This is a genomic window from Nostoc sp. UHCC 0302, from assembly GCF_038096175.1.
Lineage (GTDB): Bacteria > Cyanobacteriota > Cyanobacteriia > Cyanobacteriales > Nostocaceae > UHCC-0302.
The window spans coordinates 4,680,116-4,698,695 of record NZ_CP151099.1; the positions used below are offsets into that span (position 1 = coordinate 4,680,116).

Genomic DNA, 18,580 nt, shown 5'->3' on the forward strand with positions numbered 1-18,580 from the left:
CACAGTATAAACTTTAATATTTAAATTAAAATCTGTTGTCGCTTACAGGATTCTGCTTAAAACTTGATGCACTTGCTCGCTTAGTGCCGTGTGTGACTTAGTTTTTTGAAACAGACGCAACAGCTTTCATGACTGTTTTTCCAAAGCCAACGCTGAGCTTTTTCTATTACTCAGCGTTTTTGAAGAACGACGATTAGCCGCATTGAATGCGATTAATCGCCTAATCCTACTTTTTCGCCCCTTCTTTCGGACGCTTGGTTCCATACTTGGAACGACCTTGCTTGCGGTCTTTGACTCCGGCTGTATCTAAGGTGCCGCGGATAATGTGGTATCTCACGCCCGGTAAGTCCTTAACCCGACCGCCACGAATCATTACAACTGAGTGTTCTTGCAAGTTGTGGCCAATTCCTGGGATGTAAGCTGTAACTTCAAACCCAGAAGTTAGCCGTACTCTTGCTACTTTACGTAGAGCTGAGTTAGGCTTTTTAGGTGTGGTCGTGTATACTCTGGTACAAACCCCCCGACGTTGAGGGCATTGCTTCAGAGCTGGGGACTTTGTTTTCTGACGCGCTTTTTCGCGTTCGTTCCGTATTAGCTGCTGTATGGTTGGCATGAGTTACAGCGCGTAAAGCTGCTTAGGGTCTAAGTTTTAACAAATCCTAATTATAACTTTTTTTATGGTTTTATGTCAATTATCATTTTATTCTTTGTAAATACCAATGACTAATGACTAATGCTGAAGGAATTGCCACAACCACAGGTGGCGATCGCTTGGGGATTGTGGAAGCGAAAACCACCACCCATCAAATCCTCTGAATAATCTAGTGTCAAACCGTTGATGTAATTCAAGCTTTGGGCGTCTATGACTACTTGAATCCCATCCAAATCAAAAACGCGATCGCTAACTTCTTCTGCTTGAGCAAATGACATTTCGTAGAACCATCCGGAACAGCCACCAGACTTAACAGCCAATCGAAATAAAAGGTTTGGCTGCTGCTTAGATTTTATTCGCCCGATTTCACTTGCGGCTGCTTGACTCAGATGAATCATGGAATTAGTTTTTTGCCATATAGTAAATCATTTTGTTTTCCATCAGTTTGGGAGTGTTTGTATGTTCACTCTCCACTTGGATGAGTATCGCTAATCCCGGCTATAGCTATGTATTATTTTGATTTGCACATCTACATTTATCTAGTAGATAATTATTTTAGCACTATGATGCAACAAGTTCCCACCTTAACCAGGCAGGAACTTCTTGTGTGCAGAAGTTATAAAGTACTTGCTTGCACAAAAATATATTCAGTTTTAAATAAAAGCCTTTTTTGCTTTAGTAGAGCTTTGTTGATTTTAATCCTTAGTACGGGCGTAGTCATCTTGGTAGCGGATGATATCATCTTCACCTAGATACTCGCCATTTTGGACTTCAATCAATACTAAGGGAATCACTCCAGGATTCTCTAAACGATGAGCTGTACACTGAGGTACATAAGTTGACTGATTGTTGCCTAGCAATATTTCTTGCTCACCACAAACAACTCTAGCTGTACCAGAGACGACAATCCAATGTTCGCTACGGTGGTGGTGCATTTGCAGACTGAGGCGGTGTCCAGACTTAACTTCTATGCGTTTAATTTTATATCCACGTCCTTCTTCCAATACTGTGAAAGAACCCCAAGGACGCAACTCAGTTGCCGCAACTCCTCTGGAAGTGATAGCTGAAGGTAGGTGTAGAGTGTTATTCTGTGTGGTTTCTTGATATTGAGCCATAATTACCTCATTTGGAGACATAACAAACCGTTCGTACTCTTAAGTATTGATGAAAAAATCTTGTTTGGCGCTATCGTGCAACCTTGAAAATCAGCAATCTAATCCCACCTCGATAAAGATAGCAAAAGCAGACCTGATGGTGTAAACCACTACTACTAAAACTGTTAAGTCTATACCAAGTCTTCATTAAGTTAAATGACAGCTTAGTCTAAACTTTAAAAAAGTATGAGGCATTGAGAGTGCTGAGTTAGGAGTTAGGAGTTAAGAGTCAAGAGTAAGTTATTTCTCCCCCTGCTCCCCGGTCACTGAGCGTAGCCGTAAAGCCTGCGGCATAGCTGCGCTTAGGGCGCAGCCTCTCGTAGAGAAGTGCTGCCCCCTGCCTCTGTGTCCCTCAATCTCCCTAATCCTCAATACCTCATGGCTGCTGTTGTAGGAAAATACCAATGCCGTTGTGAACGCGAGCAGCAGTATTAGGGGAACGGTCGAGTAGTTGCCCTCCTAAGTAAAGACTAGTAGAACTACCACCGTCCAAATTTAGGGCATCCACACATCCTAGCAACTGCATGAGTTGGGCGTGTTCTGCTAAGGTAGGGCCATAACCACCAGCGCGATTGTGTACGGCAGCAATCATCAAAGTGCCTGTTGAGGTTGTGCAAATACCGCTACGAATAGCCTTTTCTGCAATAAAGGCAGGACTGAATTTTTCGCTTTTGGCATCGAGAACAATTTGACCGTTTTGCACTAACAACGGCCCAGCTCCGACAATGTAAGGGTAACGGCTAAAATTAGCCGGAGTAGTGGCGCTAGTAATACTTACTGCTGTGCCAATAGGTAGCTGTGAAACAGTAGTGGCAGCGTTGCCGCGTAAGGTTAGCAAATAGCCATCGTGGGGAATGGGAAAGGCAGTCTGTCCTCCTTTGCCACCTGGTAACTGATTGATAATTTGGTTGTTCTGGACAACAAGAATGATTTCGTTATCTGTCAGGGATGTGTAGGTTGCTCCCCAAACTGGTGTATAACGAGCAATACCAGCCTGCACATAACCGCTGTTGAGAAATAAAATTGGTAATCGCAGGTTATTTGCAACGAGCAATGTTTCTTCTAAGGTAAGGCGACCAAAGTAAAATTGTCCAGAATCATTCCAGGCGATCGCACCTCGGTTAAGAATCGGGCCTGATAACCACTGCCCATCTCGACGAATCGCACCTAAGGGTAATCTGTTATTGCGGTTAAAGTAACCACCGTTAATTGCAGCTACCGCTAAGTAGCGTTGTGCTGTTTGAATTAAGGGAGCAGTACCAGTAAGAGTATCAAGGTTAGTCCATATGGGTTTCAGCGTCAGCCCAAATTTGCGGGGATTGACTTCCAACCAAACCACAGGGAAGCGGTCTGTACCTAACTTGATAAAATGCTGTCGCCAACGTAACCCTGTTGCCCAAGTTATATCTCGCTCTTGTAGGGCATCAGGTCGAATATTAATAATCAGACGATTGGGGTTAGCTACAGTATTAATTTGAGGAGATTGACCAAAGGGAACGCTTAGATGAATAACTGTTCGGTTGTTAACTACCTCCACTTGTGTAATTAGTGGTTCAGGGGCTGGTGATGATGGGATTACTGGTGCTGGTGTAACTGGTAATAATTGTTTGAGCTGGTCTGGCAGTGATGGAGGCGGTGCTACTGGTGCTATTGGCGGCAATGGGGTATAGCGTTCTATTAAAGCAGTATCGGCTATTCCATCTAGGGTAATTGTCCACTCTCTATTTGGTGGTGCAGTTGATTGAGAGGTTGGCGTGTCTGGATCTTGTGATTGAGTTTGCTGTTTTTTAATTGGTAAACCTTGTGTAAGTTGCCACGCAGTTGGACGATCTAAATCGACGACAACACGAGCCGTTTGTAAAGTCGCAACATCTGCATCTGAAGCTAGGGGACTCTGAACAATATTTGTCACTCTCGCTTTTGGGGCGACAATCACCAAAGTGTTAGCATTGGGTTGTATCTGCCATCCTACAGTTTGAGCAAAATTACTAATATCTAGATATCGATATGCTCCTAACAGGCGGGTGGCTAAAACCAGCGGTTTTGTCACTGAAGAGAACCACTGTACTGGTTGTTTAGCTGGATTATTGCTGTTTAAAAAATCTACCCCTATTAACTGCCTAAATACCCCGTCACTAAGATGTGTTGTTACTTGCTTACTAGTTCCACGTTGCTGTAACCAAGCTCCTGGTAAAGTGCGACCATTAAAAGAAATTTGATTGCCAGAATATAGCACCCCCGGTAAAGAAGATGCAGGTGATCGCGTGGCGGGCAGTGTCGAAGGCGATCGCGGAGTCACAATTGGTAATGGTTTGGTATTAGTTGGAGGTTCTTGGGCGTTAGTAGCACAGGTAGCAGTTAAGCACAGTGTTGTTAAAAATATTGGTGATACAGTAGCCTGAAATAACTTGCTATTACCAATAAGGGCAATAATATTGAAATATTCTTGTCTGCAACAATTTAGCATTTTTACCATTATTTACTACGTACTTTTGAAAGTTATCACTGAAGTTGCAAGCTGACTAATTATTTGAAGATATTAAGAAATCATGATTTTGCTTTTGAATAAATGTGATATCTTATATGTTGGATTGCTATCTCTTTTAAAGCAAACAAGCAATTTTACTAATAAAGCACTCCCACTAGGTGTTTTAACTATTACTAATTTCAACCAAACATGGTTGCTACTTCAGTGAAGTTTAGTTAGTAGTAAGACAGGTGGCAACACGTAAGCAGCAAAAATAAAAATCTAGACGACAACAGAGATATTTGGGAATTGTCAAATGGGTATATAGTGTAATACGCTGAATTTTGTTGCAGAATCATGATTATTGCGGCACTCATTAGAGTCAAGCGTTCAGTTTAAATTCTGTTTTAGGTAAGCAGTGACAGGCTCTACCAGACTATCAGGATGCATCTGGAATAAGGGAATTGAGAAAATACTTAGCTTCACGATATAAATAGAAGACTACCAGGGCAATAAGATTGTCCGGGCGTAGGTGTTTTGTCTAACACCGCATAAACACATAAAAAATAACGCAATAATTTTAACACGGGTGTACCAAAAAGCAAATCCGAAGTTAAAATTTTTTTTCCCTAAATTTCAGTCGTTGTGTATTTCTCTATAACTAAATTTAGTTAGAAATTTTTCTCATAAGCAGCGGCAAAATTGGTAACTCAACATTTCATCAGGAACAGGGTATGAATAATAAACAGATGCATCAAGATCAAACCGTTACGGAGGATATTTACTCAAAAGATACTTACCAAGGGCAAAGGTGGTTAGTAGAAGAAAGAGATGCCTGTGGTGTAGGTTTTATTGCTCATCGCCAGAATCAAGCCAGCCATGAAATTGTGGTAAAAGCTTTAGCTGCTTTAACTTGTTTAGAACACCGCGGAGGTTGTAGCGCAGATCAAGATTCTGGTGATGGTGCGGGAATATTGACAGCAATCCCTTGGGAGTTGTTCCAACAAGACTATAGCCAAAGAGGGCAGGAAGTTTCATCCACTGATAATGTGGCTGTAGGAATGATTTTTCTACCACAGAATCAAGAAGCAGCACAAAGAGCTAAAGCAAAAGTTGAGCAAGTAGCTGCCGAAGAAAAATTAACTGTACTGGGTTGGCGAGTAGTGCCAGTGCAGCCACATTTGCTAGGGGTACAAGCTAGAGAAAATCAACCCCAGATAGAACAAGTTTTTCTAGCTTCTGAAAATAAAAGCGGTGATGAACTAGAAAGGCAGTTGTATCTTACCCGCCGCCGCATTAGTAAAGCTGCATACGATATTTCAGAAGAATTTTATATCTGCTCTTTGTCAAGCCGCACAATTGTCTACAAAGGCATGGTGCGTTCCGCTGTGTTAGGCGAGTTTTACGACGATTTAAAAAACCCAGCTTATAAGAGCGCTTTTGTCGTCTATCACCGACGTTTTAGTACCAACACGATGCCCAAGTGGCCTTTGGCGCAACCGATGCGGCTTTTGGGACACAATGGCGAAATCAATACTTTGTTAGGTAACATCAACTGGATGATGGCCAGAGAAGCCAGCTTGAATCATCCAGTCTGGGGCGATCGCATTAATGACCTCAAGCCATTAGTCCATATCGACAACAGCGACTCAGCCACCTTAGATAATGTCTTGGAATTACTGGTGCGTTCTGGACGCAGCCCCTTGGAAGCCTTGATGATTATGGTTCCAGAGGCTTACCAAAATCAGCCGTCTTTGCGTGATCATCCAGAAATTGTTGATTTTTACGAATATTACAGTGGTCTGCAAGAAGCGTGGGATGGGCCAGCACTGTTGGTATTCAGCGATGGGAAAAAAGTCGGTGCAACACTAGACCGTAATGGCTTAAGACCAGCTCGCTACTTTATCACCAAAGATGATTACATTGTGGTAGCTTCCGAAGCTGGTGTAGTGGAATTCCCAGAAGCCAATATCATTGAGAAAGGCAGACTTGGGCCGGGGCAAATGATTGCTGTGGATTTGCAAAGCCATGAAGTGCTGAAAAATTGGGAAATTAAGCAGCGGATAGCCAAAGAACAACCTTATGGTACATGGTTGCAACAAAACCGCCAAGAATTAAAGTCATTGATTGGTCATTCATCATCCGTAAATGGCAATGGTAATGGCAATGGCAATGGTAAAGGACAAATAACTGATTACACCGAACAAGCAACAATCGACAAACCAACCTTACTTCGTCATCAAATTGCCTCTGGCTACACCTCAGAAGATGTAGAAATGGTGATTGAAAAAATGGCAGAGCAAGGCACAGAGCCAACTTTCTGCATGGGAGATGATATTCCCTTAGCTGTGCTGTCAGAAAAGACCCACCTGCTCTATGACTACTTCAAACAGCGCTTTGCTCAGGTGACAAACCCAGCTATTGATCCCTTGCGGGAAAAGCTAGTGATGTCGTTGAAAGTCGAACTGGGTGAACGGGGTAACTTATTGGAACCAAAGCCAGAATATGCCCGGAGATTGAAACTAGAATCGCCAGTGTTGACCGAGGCAGAATTGGACGCTATCAAGCTGTCAGGATTTGCCACAGCTGAGTTGCCAACTCTCTTTGCAATTGCTGACGGGCCAGAAGGGTTGAAAGCAGCTGTGCAGTCATTGCAAGCACAAGCAGCGGAGTCAGTGCGGGCAGGTGCAAAGATTTTAATATTAAGCGATCGCTCTTCACTCAGCCCTGAGTATACTTACATTCCTCCTATGTTAGCGGTGGGTGCTGTGCATCATCACCTGATTCGCGAAGGGTTGCGAATGAAAACATCCCTGATTGTCGATACGGCCCAGTGCTGGAGTACCCATCACTTTGCTTGTCTGATTGGCTATGGTGCTGGTGCAGTTTGTCCATATATGGCTTTGGACACGGTACGTGATTGGTGGTTAGACCCCAAAACAAAAGATTTTATGCAGCGGGGCAAAATTAAACCCCTCACCCTAGAGCAATCTTTAGGCAACTATCGCAAATCCATCGAGTCAGGGTTGTTAAAAATTCTCTCCAAAATGGGAATTTCTTTACTCTCCAGCTATCAAGCAGCGCAAATTTTTGAAGCGATTGGCATCGGTGGAGATTTATTAGAACTGGGATTCCGTGGTACAACTTCCCGGATTGGTGGTTTGAGTATCAAAGAACTTGCAGGTGAAGTACTTACCTTCCATAACAAGGCTTTCCCGGATCTGACTGCCAAAAAGTTAGAAAACTTGGGCTTTGTCAATTACTTTCCCAAGGGTGAGTATCACATGAACAACCCGCAATTGGCGAAGGCATTGCATAAAGCTGTAGAAAGCAAGAACTACGACCACTACGAAGTTTACAAAAAATATCTCCAAGGTAGACCTGTTACAGCCTTGCGTGACTTGTTGGACTTTCAAGGCGATCGCTCACCAATTCCTGTAGAAGAAGTGGAGTCGGTAACGGAGATTGTCAAACGCTTCTGCACTGGTGGAATGTCTTTGGGCGCTTTGTCACGAGAAGCCCATGAAGTACTAGCGATCGCCATGAACCGGATTGGCGGTAAATCCAACTCTGGGGAAGGTGGTGAAGATCCAGTGCGTTATACAGTGCTGGATGACGTTGATGAGTCTGGCCACTCAGCCACATTACCGCATTTAAACGGATTGCGGAATGGTGACACTGCTTCTAGCGCTATCAAGCAAGTTGCGTCAGGGCGCTTTGGTGTGACACCAGGGTATTTGAGCAGCGCCAGACAAATTGAAATCAAAATCGCCCAAGGTGCTAAGCCTGGAGAAGGCGGACAGCTACCAGGGCCAAAGGTGAGCAATTACATTGCAATGTTAAGACGCTCCAAGCCAGGTGTAACGCTGATTTCACCGCCACCGCACCACGATATCTATTCGATTGAAGACTTAGCACAGCTGATTTTTGACCTGCACCAAATTAACCCGAAAGCGCAAGTCTCAGTGAAGCTAGTTGCAGAAGTCGGCATCGGTACAATTGCCGCTGGTGTAGCCAAAGCCAACGCTGATATCATCCAGATTTCTGGGCATGATGGTGGCACAGGAGCATCACCACTCAGTTCAATTAAGCACGCTGGTTCACCTTGGGAACTCGGTTTAAGCGAAGTCCATCGCGTTTTGATGGAAAACAGCCTACGCGATCGCGTGGTTTTGCGCGTAGATGGCGGCTTTAAGAGTGGCTGGGATGTAGTAATGGGTGCATTGATGGGTGGTGAAGAATTCGGTTTCGGCTCCATCGCCATGATTGCTGAGGGTTGTATCATGGCACGGATATGCCACACTAATAACTGTCCCGTCGGTGTCGCTTCCCAAAAAGAAGAACTCCGCAAGCGTTTCACAGGCATACCAGAACACGTCGTTAACTTTTTCTATTTCATTGCGGAAGAAGTGCGGAGTTTATTAGCAAAACTCGGCTACCGTTCTTTGACTGAAATCATTGGACGCGCAGATTTGTTGAAAGTATCCCCAGAGGCAAAGGCGAAAGTTAGCAAAACGCAAGCCTTGAACCTTAACTGTTTACTTCAACTACCAGATACTAGAGAAAACCGTAGCTGGTTGGTACATGAACAAGTCCATAGCAACGGTGCAGTTTTGGATGACCAATTGCTTGCAGATCCAGATATCCAAGCTGCTATTAGCAAACAATCTACCGTCACCAAGTCTTTACGGATAGTCAACACCGATAGAACAGTAGGTGCAAGGTTAGCAGGAGCGATCGCATCCCAGTATGGTGATAGCGGCTTTAAAGGACAAATTAATCTCAAGTTTCAAGGCAGTGTTGGACAAAGCTTTGGTGCATTCAACCTCCCTGGCATAATTCTGACGCTGGAGGGAGAAGCAAACGACTACGTAGGTAAAGGGATGCACGGTGGTGAAATCATCATTAAACCCCCGTCTGAGGCTACCTATGATCCTGCACAAAATGTAATTGTTGGCAATACCTGTCTTTATGGTGCTACTGGCGGCGTCTTGTTTGCCAATGGTCTAGCGGGAGAACGCTTCGCTGTGCGTAACTCTAAAGGCATTGCAGTGATTGAAGGCGCAGGCGACCACTGCTGCGAGTACATGACTGGTGGTGTGATTGTCGTACTAGGCAAAGTTGGACGTAACGTAGCCGCTGGGATGACTGGAGGACTGGCATACTTCTTAGATGAAGACGGCTTTTTCCCTGAATTAGTCAATCAGGAAATCGTCAAACTCCAGCGGGTAATTACCGAAGCTGGCGAAAGACAGCTGCAAGAGTTAATCGAAACTCACCTAGAACGCACTGGTTCACCAAAAGCGAAGAAGATTCTGCAAAATTGGCAAGAATTTTTGCCAAAGTTCTGGCAGTTAGTACCGCCTTCGGAGGCTGATGGGCCAGAAGCAAGTCCCCCAGATGTCACACAAAGACAGCTAAGTCCTGTTTAGTTCTTTAGGTCATTAGTCAATTTATAAAGTTAATAGTGACTAATGACTAATTGAGAGCTAACTTCTAATGAACTACACCCTGCTAGCTTTGGCTGATACCAATTCTCCAAAAACTTGCCTTAACGATTATTCCTTCCCAATGGGCGGTTCGTTGAATCAATATTAAGTGCAGCTTTTATGGAGAATTAGTATGAGCAGGATGTAGTTACAAAATCGAAAAGCTTATGGGTTGCACGGCTTTGATTTCAGGATCACATTTGCTGCCATTGATGCGAATTTTGCTATATAGCCTACAAAAGCATCAAAATATTGCCTAAATGGCAACACCGCTAACCAAAATTTGGTTATTCTCTATTTTAAGTCTATCTTCTTTTCACTTTACATTTATCCTTGGTTCTTTAAGTAAGGATTTTTGTATAAAAAACTACATTAGTTAGCTAATACTCAATAGCTTAAATCTCAAATTTGTACAGTTATCTAGACAACTCGGTATTTTCCGAGAAAGACTTGGTATGTCCAATCATTAGCAAATACCAAATCTATATTAAAGTACACACAATTTAATCACCTAAAGAATCAGTACTAAAACGACGAAAAAAGGTGATAGAGCCTGCAATAGCAACGAGTTTGCCTGCTGATTAACTGTAAAAACTTAATCTGTAGCTTTTCTGCACTTGACTAGTGCTAGATTTAAGTTACTCTTAAAACGGATTGCTGCCAGTAAAAATCTACTTCTGACAGAACTGTATAAAGAAATTATTAAACTTAGTGATTCTGTCTGAGATTTTGAATCAGCAAAGTGAATAGTTTGATACGGCAGACAGGATAGTTATCAACTACCCTAAGCAAGGTAGTCTATTTAATGACTCCTTAAGCATCCGGTAATTGTAATGAATAGTTTACAATACCAATGGATGGGAAAATCTAAAGAAAATATAAAAGAGACTTAACTCAAATCACAGTGGTGTCTGGAGGACTAACGTGTTTCTGAGACTAGCACATCAACACAGACAATTTGTCCAAGACTTGGTAATGAATCTACAAGCCTTGGCAATCGTACTAGAACGGCGTGGATATCCTGCTTCCTGCTATACCTGTGGCGACCAGATGAATAGTGCATCATTTATGGTTAGCTTGGGTGATAACCACCTAATTCGGTTTCTAGTATCCGATTATGGGATTACTTGGACGGAAATGCGGGATGACCGCGAATTAATGAAGCTAGAAGGAGCTGAGGCAATTAACCAACTTCAGGAACTGGCCAACCTTGTCAAGCAATCTATGCAACCTGGTACAGGCTCCAAAACCCTTGCTAAGAAGTGTTAAGGTTCCGAAGGTCAACGCTAAGTTGCGAATTAATCATCGGTAATTGGTGAGCCAGTGCGTTGCGGTGAATCAGCGCTGCTGGAGGGTTTCCCTCCGCAGGGGACTGTGTTAGCGCAGCGTAAAGCCTTTGGCATAGCTTCTCTACGAGACCGAAGGCGAACGCTTAGAGTGACGCAGGAGCGTCACCTGAAGGAAGGTTCGCCTCCGTTGTAGCAACTGGGGTGACTCCTACGGAGAAGCTCTCGCTTAATGCCTGGTATGTGCTTTGCGCTCACCCAGAGGCTAATTTGTAATACTGGCTTTGTAAAAGATCGCCCATTACCGTTAAGAGATTGGCTCATGCAGAGGCTGTCACATTTTTGTGTGTGCCAAAACCTCACCGGAAAAATTTTGAGCTTTAAGTAGTAAAGATATTAAAACGCATTGCTAATCAAAGACAAAAGTGCCAAATAGCACAGATGACTGAGGTTAAATTTGCGAGTCATCAGAGTGATATACGCTTTGGTCAGGGCTTCTACTTTGTGAACTTGCCAGTTGAGTGTGTAGTAAAAAATAATTTATACAAGCTATTAGCTATTTATTTATAGGCAATAGCTAGCTTTGCTTCAGCCTTTTAAACTAATATGGCAGGCGATCGCTCTTGCCAAGCAAATCATACAGTCTTCCAGCTTACCCACCACACATCAGCATTGACTAGGAACCTTGGGAAGGTTCACCTAAAGTCCATTGCCAATCTAAATGAATGATCCCCAATATTATAGGTGATTAAAGTTAGTAGTGCTTACTACAGGTAACTTTTGATTTTTCGCCTTTAGGTTTCCAGTAATCAAAGCAATTTGTCTTTGCTCTAAGGCTTCAGCTTTTGTTAAAATCCCTAAGTGTAGCGTAGCACAAAAAGCACTAATCAATGCTTGTGTACCACCAGTATCTACAGCCTACAAGGAAATTATCGCTGACCCAGGGCCCGTTTATTTACATTTGGTAGCTAAAGCCATAAAATTTCTCGTTGCTCAACCTGCTCACCAAACAGGTTTCGTAGGTACTTAGAACTACCAAATCCACAACAGGGAATGTTTAGCTCACCTTTAAGATCAACGCGATCGCCATTGTCAAATAAAATAGATGAGTCTTCGGCTTACCCACTACAAACAAGGCTTGTTGATAGAATTAAAGTGCTTGCGAATACTGTCACTGATTTTGGTATAGTTGCTTGATGTTATTAATGTTACAACTTTTTAAGAACTATCTCTTAGTTCTGTGCTAATAGCTAATGCTGTTGCTAATCTTTGTAATGCTTCGAAAAACCCACCTTGCTGAGATTGTTTAATAGCTGATTGCTTGAGCTTTTGAATCTCAGATTAGCTATTGTTTTTGGGTAAAGTCTGAGCTTTTTCTCCAGAGACATATGCAAGTTTTGATTTGAGATTACTTACTTATTTACTAGTGAGAGTATCCAAAAACCTAGTAGACTAAGTACATGTAAAGTTACAACAGTAATACCACGAAGATTAGGCTGCATAACAAAACACTCCATGTATACAGAAGTGTAAATCTTAAATCAATAAGTTATGCAATGCAATTAATTTTTTAGCTGCTCCAGATGTAAAAAATTCATAGCTGTTTAGGACTTGAAGATGTCAGAAGAAAAATCAAGCCAACCAAAACTACCAACAAGCGCCCTTGACACTCCATCGAGTTATGAATTTGAGAATTGGTTTGAATATCCTGTAAGAGTGCAACCCCATCACACTGATTATGCAGGTATTGTCTGGCACGGTTCTTATCTAGCTTGGATGGAAGAAGCGCGGATAGAATGCTTGCGATCAATAGGTATTGAATTTGCTGATTTAGTAGCTTTAGGCTGTGATTTACCAGTTGTGGAATTGTCGGTGCGTTATCACCGTTCAATTCAATTAGGAATGGCAGTGGTGGTAAAAACACGGATGGCTGAAGTTACTGGTGTTCGCCTTAATTGGGATTATGCGATCGCTTCAACTGATGGACAAGAATTATATGTTACTGCCAAGGTGACTTTAGTGGCATTAGATCGCGAAAGAGGCAAAATTATGCGTCAATTGCCTGCAAGCGTTAAAGACGCACTGGCAAAGGTTTCAGCATTACATCAAGGATGAAATTTTTACACAAAATGTACTGAGTCAAGAGTCCAAAGTCAAAGTTATTAGTTATTCTTCCCCTACTTCTCTTCTAATACCATTTCACTTTAAGAATGATACAAATACTTTGGTAGGGATACGGCAATGCCGTGTCCCTACGAGAAATCTATATGTATCAAGATTTTCGTGAATTGGTATAACTCCTGTACAGATGCGTAGACGCTCGAAGAGCGGCTTCTCGTAAGAGTATAATCGCGTCTCTACTACTCCTGAATTCTAATTCTCTTACTTACTCCCACGAATTTGTGACAGAGTGTTACCAAACTGAATTATTTGATGCCAAATATCTTGGGGAGTAATACCAAAACCAATATTTAACAAGACGAGGATTGCAGCAATAGTCAATGCATTGCTCACAGTAGTTTTTAATACTTTCCATAATATTGTGAAGATGATCCAAGCCACAATCAAGGTAACAATCATATATCAATTCCTTGAGAATTGCTTTTAGTAAAAAGCCTATTTATTCAAAAATGGTAAATCTTTCTCTTGGTAATAACTAATGCTACAAAAGCTTTTGCACGTAGGTTTTAGTAGTTACTAGAGTTAGGACTTAAATGTTAAAATTTTTTGGTAGCACCCGTCTCAATAATTATACCAAAAAGTGGCACAAAAATTTGTGTGTGATGCAGCTTTTTTATGAATTTTCTAACCGACATTCCGCGCCCAGAAGTGGCACAAAACAAAGTAGTAAGTAAATCAAGGTAAGTAGTAAAAATCGGGCGTGTAACCGTTTTCCGAAAGTGTAAATTTGATTATAAGCTTACCTTTACCTGTCCTAATTTTGGATGGTTTACTTTAATGTCACCATGTTTACTAAATAGCCCTTGCCAGAATATGGTAGCAGTGCGCCCCATTAATACAAGTTTGAACGCAAACTTACTAGAATATCTGCTTTGAGTTGGCTGTCTTCAAAACGAAAGGAGCGCACCCATACTCACTATCCCAAATTGAAATTGGTCTAGTTGATCATCTCCTATTTTTTCTTTGAAATTGTCTATCTAGTCTGAACTCTAATAAAACGGGGTTCATAATGAAAATATTTATGTCCAAAATATTTTCATTATGCCGTTTAAGCTTAAACTTTGGTACAAATCGTTGAAACTAATTTGTTGCAGGCAGCGGTAGAGACTCCACTGCGCCGCCTATTTGTTAAGAGTTGCTGAGTTACTGTTGGGATGTATAAAAGCTGATAAGTTTAACGGTGTTGAGGCTAAATCTGTAGTAAGAGATTTAAAAAAATTTCTTAACGCTTAGTTTATAACGCTTTCAATCAGTTGCTTAAGCAAGGAGCTGTTTATGATATCACTTTTAACACGATGTCTTGCGGAATTCGTTGGGACATTTGTGCTAGTTCTTGGTGGATGTGGAAGTGCTGTTTTTGCAGCAGCATTTCCAGATGCAAAAGCCAATGAATTAGGAATTGGCTTTGTAGGTGTTTCTCTGGCTTTTGGTTTAACAGTGCTAATTATGGCCTATGCAGTTGGTCATATTTCCGGCGCTCATTTTAACCCAGCTGTATCATTTGGTCTTTGGTCAGGAAAGCGTTTTCCAGCCTCAGAATTGCTTCCGTACATTATTGCTCAGGTATTGGGAGCAATACTAGCCGCAGGTCTAGTTTATTTAATTGCCACTGGTAAACCAGGATTTACGCTTTCTGGTTCCAATCCATTAGCGACAAATGGTTTTGGAGAACATTCTCCTGGAGGCTATTCGCTGGCTGCTAGTTTCATTACAGAGGTCGTACTTACCTTCATTTTTTTAATTGTGATCTTAGGTGCAACAGATGGTCGTGCGCCAAAGGGCTTTGCACCAATTGCTATTGGTTTAGCATTAACACTAATTCATTTGATCAGCATACCTATAACGAATACATCGGTTAATCCTGCTCGTAGTACTGGCCCAGCACTTTTTGCTGGTGTAGAACTGTTTAAGCAAGTATGGCTATTTTGGGTAGCTCCAATTTTAGGTGCGATATTGGCAGGTCTATTCTATTCAAAGGCTTTAGGTGAATCAGGCGCACCAGTTGTAGGTGAGGCAGAACGTGAAGTTTCGCCCGGTGCGGATGATTTTTCGCGACGATAGTAAAGAAAAAGCAGCCCAAGAAATAATTAAGACAGTCAGTTGAATATAGTAGCGCGATCGCAAAAATTACTGTTGCGATCGCATACAGGCAATTGCTTTACCTTCCATTATCCCGGTGATGAGTTAATGGCTGTTTGCTAGTCTGTTGAAAGTTGGCTTTTAGGAAAAGTTTATAAAAATATCTTGATTTATTCGTAAATATATAAACTATGAATCGATAGAAGATGACAGTGCTGAGGGTGGTTTATTTAAATCACCATCCTCACCAGTGTCTTCCTATTTTCAAGCTGTTCAACGTAAAGAAATTATTGGCGTATGAGTTGCCAATTTTTCAGTTGCAGTTAAAACTTCTTGTCTTGCCCATGTATCTGCTGCCAAAATGTCATTTAAAGAAGGATTTACACAGTTATTATTTTGATGGCGATCGCAAACCCATTCAATACATCGAGGAATATCTAAAAATCGAATTTTCTCTTCTAAAAATAACGCTACAGCTTGTTCATTTGCGGCATTTAATACAGCCGGCATCGAACCACCAGCTTTACCAGCAGCATAAGCTAACTGCATACAAGGATACTTCTGATGATCTGGTTCCCGGAAGGTTAAATTTCCAGCTTTCACCAAATCTAGTCGTTCCCAGTTGGTATAGATGCGCTCAGGCCAAGATAACGCATACAGCAGAGGTAGACGCATATCCGGCCAACCGAGTTGCGCTAAAACTGAGGTATCTTGCAGTTCAATCAACGAGTGAATAATACTTTGGGGATGAATGACAATTTCGATATCTTTATAATCCAAGCCAAACAAGAAGTGAGCCTCAATCACTTCCAGTCCCTTATTCATCAAAGTAGCTGAGTCTACTGTGATTTTACGCCCCATCGACCAATTAGGATGTTTCAGGGCATCAGCAACCGTCACTTCTGCTAACTTTTCTACATCCCAATCTCGAAAAGCCCCACCAGATGCAGTGAGCAAAATCCGCCGCAAGCCTCCCTTTGGTACACCTTGGAGGCATTGAAATATTGCAGAATGCTCGGAATCAGCTGGTAATAATTTGACACCGTGTTTTTCGACTAGGGGTAAAACCACAGGGCCGCCGGCAATCAGGGTTTCTTTATTGGCTAAGGCAATATCTTTACCCGCTTCTATAGCTGCGATGGTGGGTAGCAAGCCAGCACAACCAACGATACCCGTAACAACCGTTTGGGCATCACCATAGCGGGCAACTTCTATGACTCCGGCTTCGCCAGCCAGAAGAATCGGTTGGGGATCAAGGTCTTTGATGGCTTCTTTGAGTGCTGGCAATTGCTCTTCTGAACAAATCGCTGCTATTTTTGGTCGAAACTGCCGAATCTGAGCCGCTAACATTTCCATATTGCGCCCAGCTGCCAATCCCACAATCCGAAACTGATCTGGGTACTGAGTGACAATATCTAAAGTCTGAGTACCAATAGAACCAGTGGAACCAACAAGAGTAATCGCTTTCACAATTGTTTCAGGATTTACAGACAACTCTCACTATAAATTGCTTAGGACTCATTATTATAAGAAGAATTCAGAGAGAACTCTGTAGACGCTTCTGCGACTTTTGCCGCTCAGAAGTTCAAAGAGGCAGAATTCAGGAGCCCGAAGAAAAGCTGGGGAGCAAGGGTGCAGAGGAAGGAGATAGCCGAAGTGTGACGCAAAAAAACGAAAATTTCTGTAAAGTCCTTAAATCAGGCAATTTTTATATAAATAGACAAAATATGTGTTCCTAAATACTATAAATATAATTGCTGAAAATTTAAGCAAGGATAATCAAATAAGAAATACTCGCAATTAATTGTCAGTATATTCAGTTTGTAATTTAGGTGTAGAGGATTGAAAGTGCAAAATGTTACTCATAAATTGCTGTGTTACAGCCATAGGTAAAAGCATGCATAAAGGAGTCTGTTGAAACACTCAAACCTATGGCAAAAGTTCAGATAGTTATAAGTAAAATTTTGTGGAAAAACGATTTCCTCTTTCCCGCAACAATGTGGTTTGTCAGCCGGATGTTTATTTGGACAACCATGTTGCTGATTGCGCCAAATATGCCATCACCAGCAGAAGGAACTACATCTCATTTTGGTTGGGGGGTTTTTGACGCTTGGGATAGTATACATTACCGGGCGATCGCCACTACTGGATATGAATTCGTCAATGACGGTAAACAGCATAATCTAGCTTTTTTTCCCCTGTTTCCCTTAAGCATTTGGGGTTTGATGAAACTGGGGTTGCCGTTTGAACTAGCTGGGACGCTGGTGAATAACTTGGCATTTTTGGCAGCCCTTTACTGTTTGTTTTTCTGGGTAAAGGAGCATTATGGCCTTAATGCAGCACAGTGGTCTACTGCTGTGGTTTCTTGGTATCCATCTGCGATGTTTACGGGGGTGATTTACACAGAGGGGCTGTATTTGTTTTTGAGTACAGCTGCTTTGCGGGCGTTTGATCAAAAGCAGTATGGCTGGACTGCCCTTTGGGGTGCGATCGCTACAGCAACGCGTCCTACAGGTATGGCACTAATTCCAGCATTGGCGATCGCTGCTTGGAAAGAACGCAGACCACCCGTAGCCTATATTGCTGGTATAACTACCGCGATCGGAATACTTCTGTTCAGTCTGTACTGCGCGATTTCTTTTGGTGACCCTCTAGCATTTATCGAAGCACAACGGGGATGGCGGCCTTCTCTGGGATTTGACTGGCAGGGTTGGTTAAATATGGTCATGCAGATTGTAGTTGGCACAAATAATTGGCAATATGGTTGGATTCAAGGCCCATCTGGCGGAATTAAAAACCCTTGGTATCCTCTGTTGTTTGCCACGATTGTTAATAGTGGCTATTTTTTGTGGCGCTTCCGAAAACATTTCAATTCTGTGAAATTAATTTATAGCTTTTACGCTTTAGTCTTGTTTTTGTTAATCGTAGCCAACGAACAATTGATTAATAACTTGCTCAACGCTTTTATGGTCTTGGGTGGCAGCTACGTGTTGTGGCATTTACGCACGCAACTAACCCCAGTGACTTTTATTTACGGCTTTTGTGGTATAGGTTTGCTGCTTGCCTCTGGAGGTACGATTTCCTTAAGTCGTCTTGCTTATGGCATTGTGCCTCTGAGCGTAGCCATAGGTATAGTACTATCTCGCCATCCTCGTCAGGGATATTTAATATTGGGTTTGTTTGTCACATTACTTGCCAAGATAGCTGTAGGATTTGCCCAAGAACATTGGGTAGGCTAAAAAGACACAAAAGATTTTGAATGGACATCATTG

The 18,580-nt window shown here is 42.2% G+C and carries 11 protein-coding genes; 5 read left to right on the plus strand and 6 right to left on the minus strand.

Translation table 11 applies throughout. The features are described from left to right. Positions 1–226: 226 nt before the first annotated feature. From rpsL to WKK05_RS20345, 4 genes are all read right to left on the minus strand, one after another. Positions 227–613 (minus strand): 30S ribosomal protein S12, encoded by a 387-nt coding sequence (gene rpsL / locus WKK05_RS20330; protein WP_198124361.1) that lies wholly within the window; start codon positions 611–613, stop codon positions 227–229. 110 nt (positions 614–723) lie between these two features. Next, positions 724–1,050 carry an iron-sulfur cluster assembly accessory protein gene (locus tag WKK05_RS20335; RefSeq protein WP_341524908.1) on the minus strand — a complete coding sequence of 109 codons (327 nt, stop codon included), beginning with the start codon at positions 1,048–1,050 and terminating at the stop codon, positions 724–726. Positions 1,051–1,347: 297 nt separating this feature from the next. Continuing rightward, the gene (locus WKK05_RS20340) at positions 1,348–1,767 is read right to left on the minus strand and encodes a cupin domain-containing protein (RefSeq protein ID WP_341531133.1); all 420 of its coding nucleotides are present in this window, start codon (positions 1,765–1,767) and stop codon (positions 1,348–1,350) included. A 415-nt stretch (positions 1,768–2,182) separates the two neighbouring features. Beyond that, positions 2,183–4,282: a phosphodiester glycosidase family protein gene (locus tag WKK05_RS20345; protein WP_341524909.1), complete on the minus strand. Its 2,100-nt coding sequence runs from the start codon at positions 4,280–4,282 to the stop codon at positions 2,183–2,185. A gap of 725 nt (positions 4,283–5,007) precedes the next feature. Between WKK05_RS20345 and gltB the strand changes: the two genes are divergently transcribed. The 3 genes from gltB to WKK05_RS20360 all read left to right on the plus strand — a co-directional run bounded on the left by gltB (position 5,008) and on the right by WKK05_RS20360 (position 13,163). Next, positions 5,008–9,705 (plus strand): glutamate synthase large subunit, encoded by a 4,698-nt coding sequence (gene gltB / locus WKK05_RS20350; RefSeq protein WP_341524910.1) that lies wholly within the window; start codon positions 5,008–5,010, stop codon positions 9,703–9,705. A gap of 981 nt (positions 9,706–10,686) precedes the next feature. Then, entirely contained in the window at positions 10,687–11,031 is a 345-nt protein-coding gene (locus tag WKK05_RS20355; RefSeq protein WP_341524911.1) for a DUF1815 family protein, read from the plus strand. A 1,634-nt stretch (positions 11,032–12,665) separates the two neighbouring features. After that, on the plus strand, positions 12,666–13,163 hold the full coding sequence (locus WKK05_RS20360) for a thioesterase family protein (protein WP_341524912.1): 498 nt from the start codon (positions 12,666–12,668) through the stop codon (positions 13,161–13,163). Positions 13,164–13,430: 267 nt separating this feature from the next. On the opposite strand, the gene WKK05_RS20365 is transcribed toward WKK05_RS20360, so the two are convergent. Then, the gene (locus WKK05_RS20365) at positions 13,431–13,628 is read right to left on the minus strand and encodes a hypothetical protein (protein WP_341524913.1); all 198 of its coding nucleotides are present in this window, start codon (positions 13,626–13,628) and stop codon (positions 13,431–13,433) included. Between the two features lie 876 nt (positions 13,629–14,504). Between WKK05_RS20365 and aqpZ the strand changes: the two genes are divergently transcribed. After that, positions 14,505–15,290 carry an aquaporin Z gene (gene aqpZ, locus WKK05_RS20370; RefSeq protein WP_341524914.1) on the plus strand — a complete coding sequence of 262 codons (786 nt, stop codon included), beginning with the start codon at positions 14,505–14,507 and terminating at the stop codon, positions 15,288–15,290. 291 nt (positions 15,291–15,581) lie between these two features. On the opposite strand, the gene dxr is transcribed toward aqpZ, so the two are convergent. Further along, on the minus strand, positions 15,582–16,778 hold the full coding sequence (gene dxr, locus WKK05_RS20375; RefSeq protein WP_341524915.1) for a 1-deoxy-D-xylulose-5-phosphate reductoisomerase: 1,197 nt from the start codon (positions 16,776–16,778) through the stop codon (positions 15,582–15,584). A gap of 461 nt (positions 16,779–17,239) precedes the next feature. Here dxr and WKK05_RS20380 point away from each other — a divergent pair, with 461 nt between their 5' ends. Further along, positions 17,240–18,547: a mannosyltransferase family protein gene (locus WKK05_RS20380; RefSeq protein WP_341524916.1), complete on the plus strand. Its 1,308-nt coding sequence runs from the start codon at positions 17,240–17,242 to the stop codon at positions 18,545–18,547. Positions 18,548–18,580 lie beyond the last annotated feature (33 nt).

Excerpts from the sequence above, each read along its gene's own strand:
- rpsL (WP_198124361.1), bottom strand. The coding sequence starts at position 613 with ATGCCAACCATACAGCAGCTAATACGGAACGAACGCGAAAAAGCGCGT.
- WKK05_RS20335 (WP_341524908.1), bottom strand. The coding sequence starts at position 1,050 with ATGATTCATCTGAGTCAAGCAGCCGCAAGTGAAATCGGGCGAATAAAA.
- WKK05_RS20340 (WP_341531133.1), bottom strand. The coding sequence starts at position 1,767 with ATGGCTCAATATCAAGAAACCACACAGAATAACACTCTACACCTACCT.
- WKK05_RS20345 (WP_341524909.1), bottom strand. The coding sequence starts at position 4,282 with ATGGTAAAAATGCTAAATTGTTGCAGACAAGAATATTTCAATATTATT.
- gltB (WP_341524910.1), top strand. The coding sequence starts at position 5,008 with ATGAATAATAAACAGATGCATCAAGATCAAACCGTTACGGAGGATATT.
- WKK05_RS20360 (WP_341524912.1), top strand. The coding sequence starts at position 12,666 with ATGTCAGAAGAAAAATCAAGCCAACCAAAACTACCAACAAGCGCCCTT.
- WKK05_RS20365 (WP_341524913.1), bottom strand. The coding sequence starts at position 13,628 with ATGATTGTTACCTTGATTGTGGCTTGGATCATCTTCACAATATTATGG.
- aqpZ (WP_341524914.1), top strand. The coding sequence starts at position 14,505 with ATGATATCACTTTTAACACGATGTCTTGCGGAATTCGTTGGGACATTT.
- WKK05_RS20380 (WP_341524916.1), top strand. The coding sequence starts at position 17,240 with ATGGCAAAAGTTCAGATAGTTATAAGTAAAATTTTGTGGAAAAACGAT.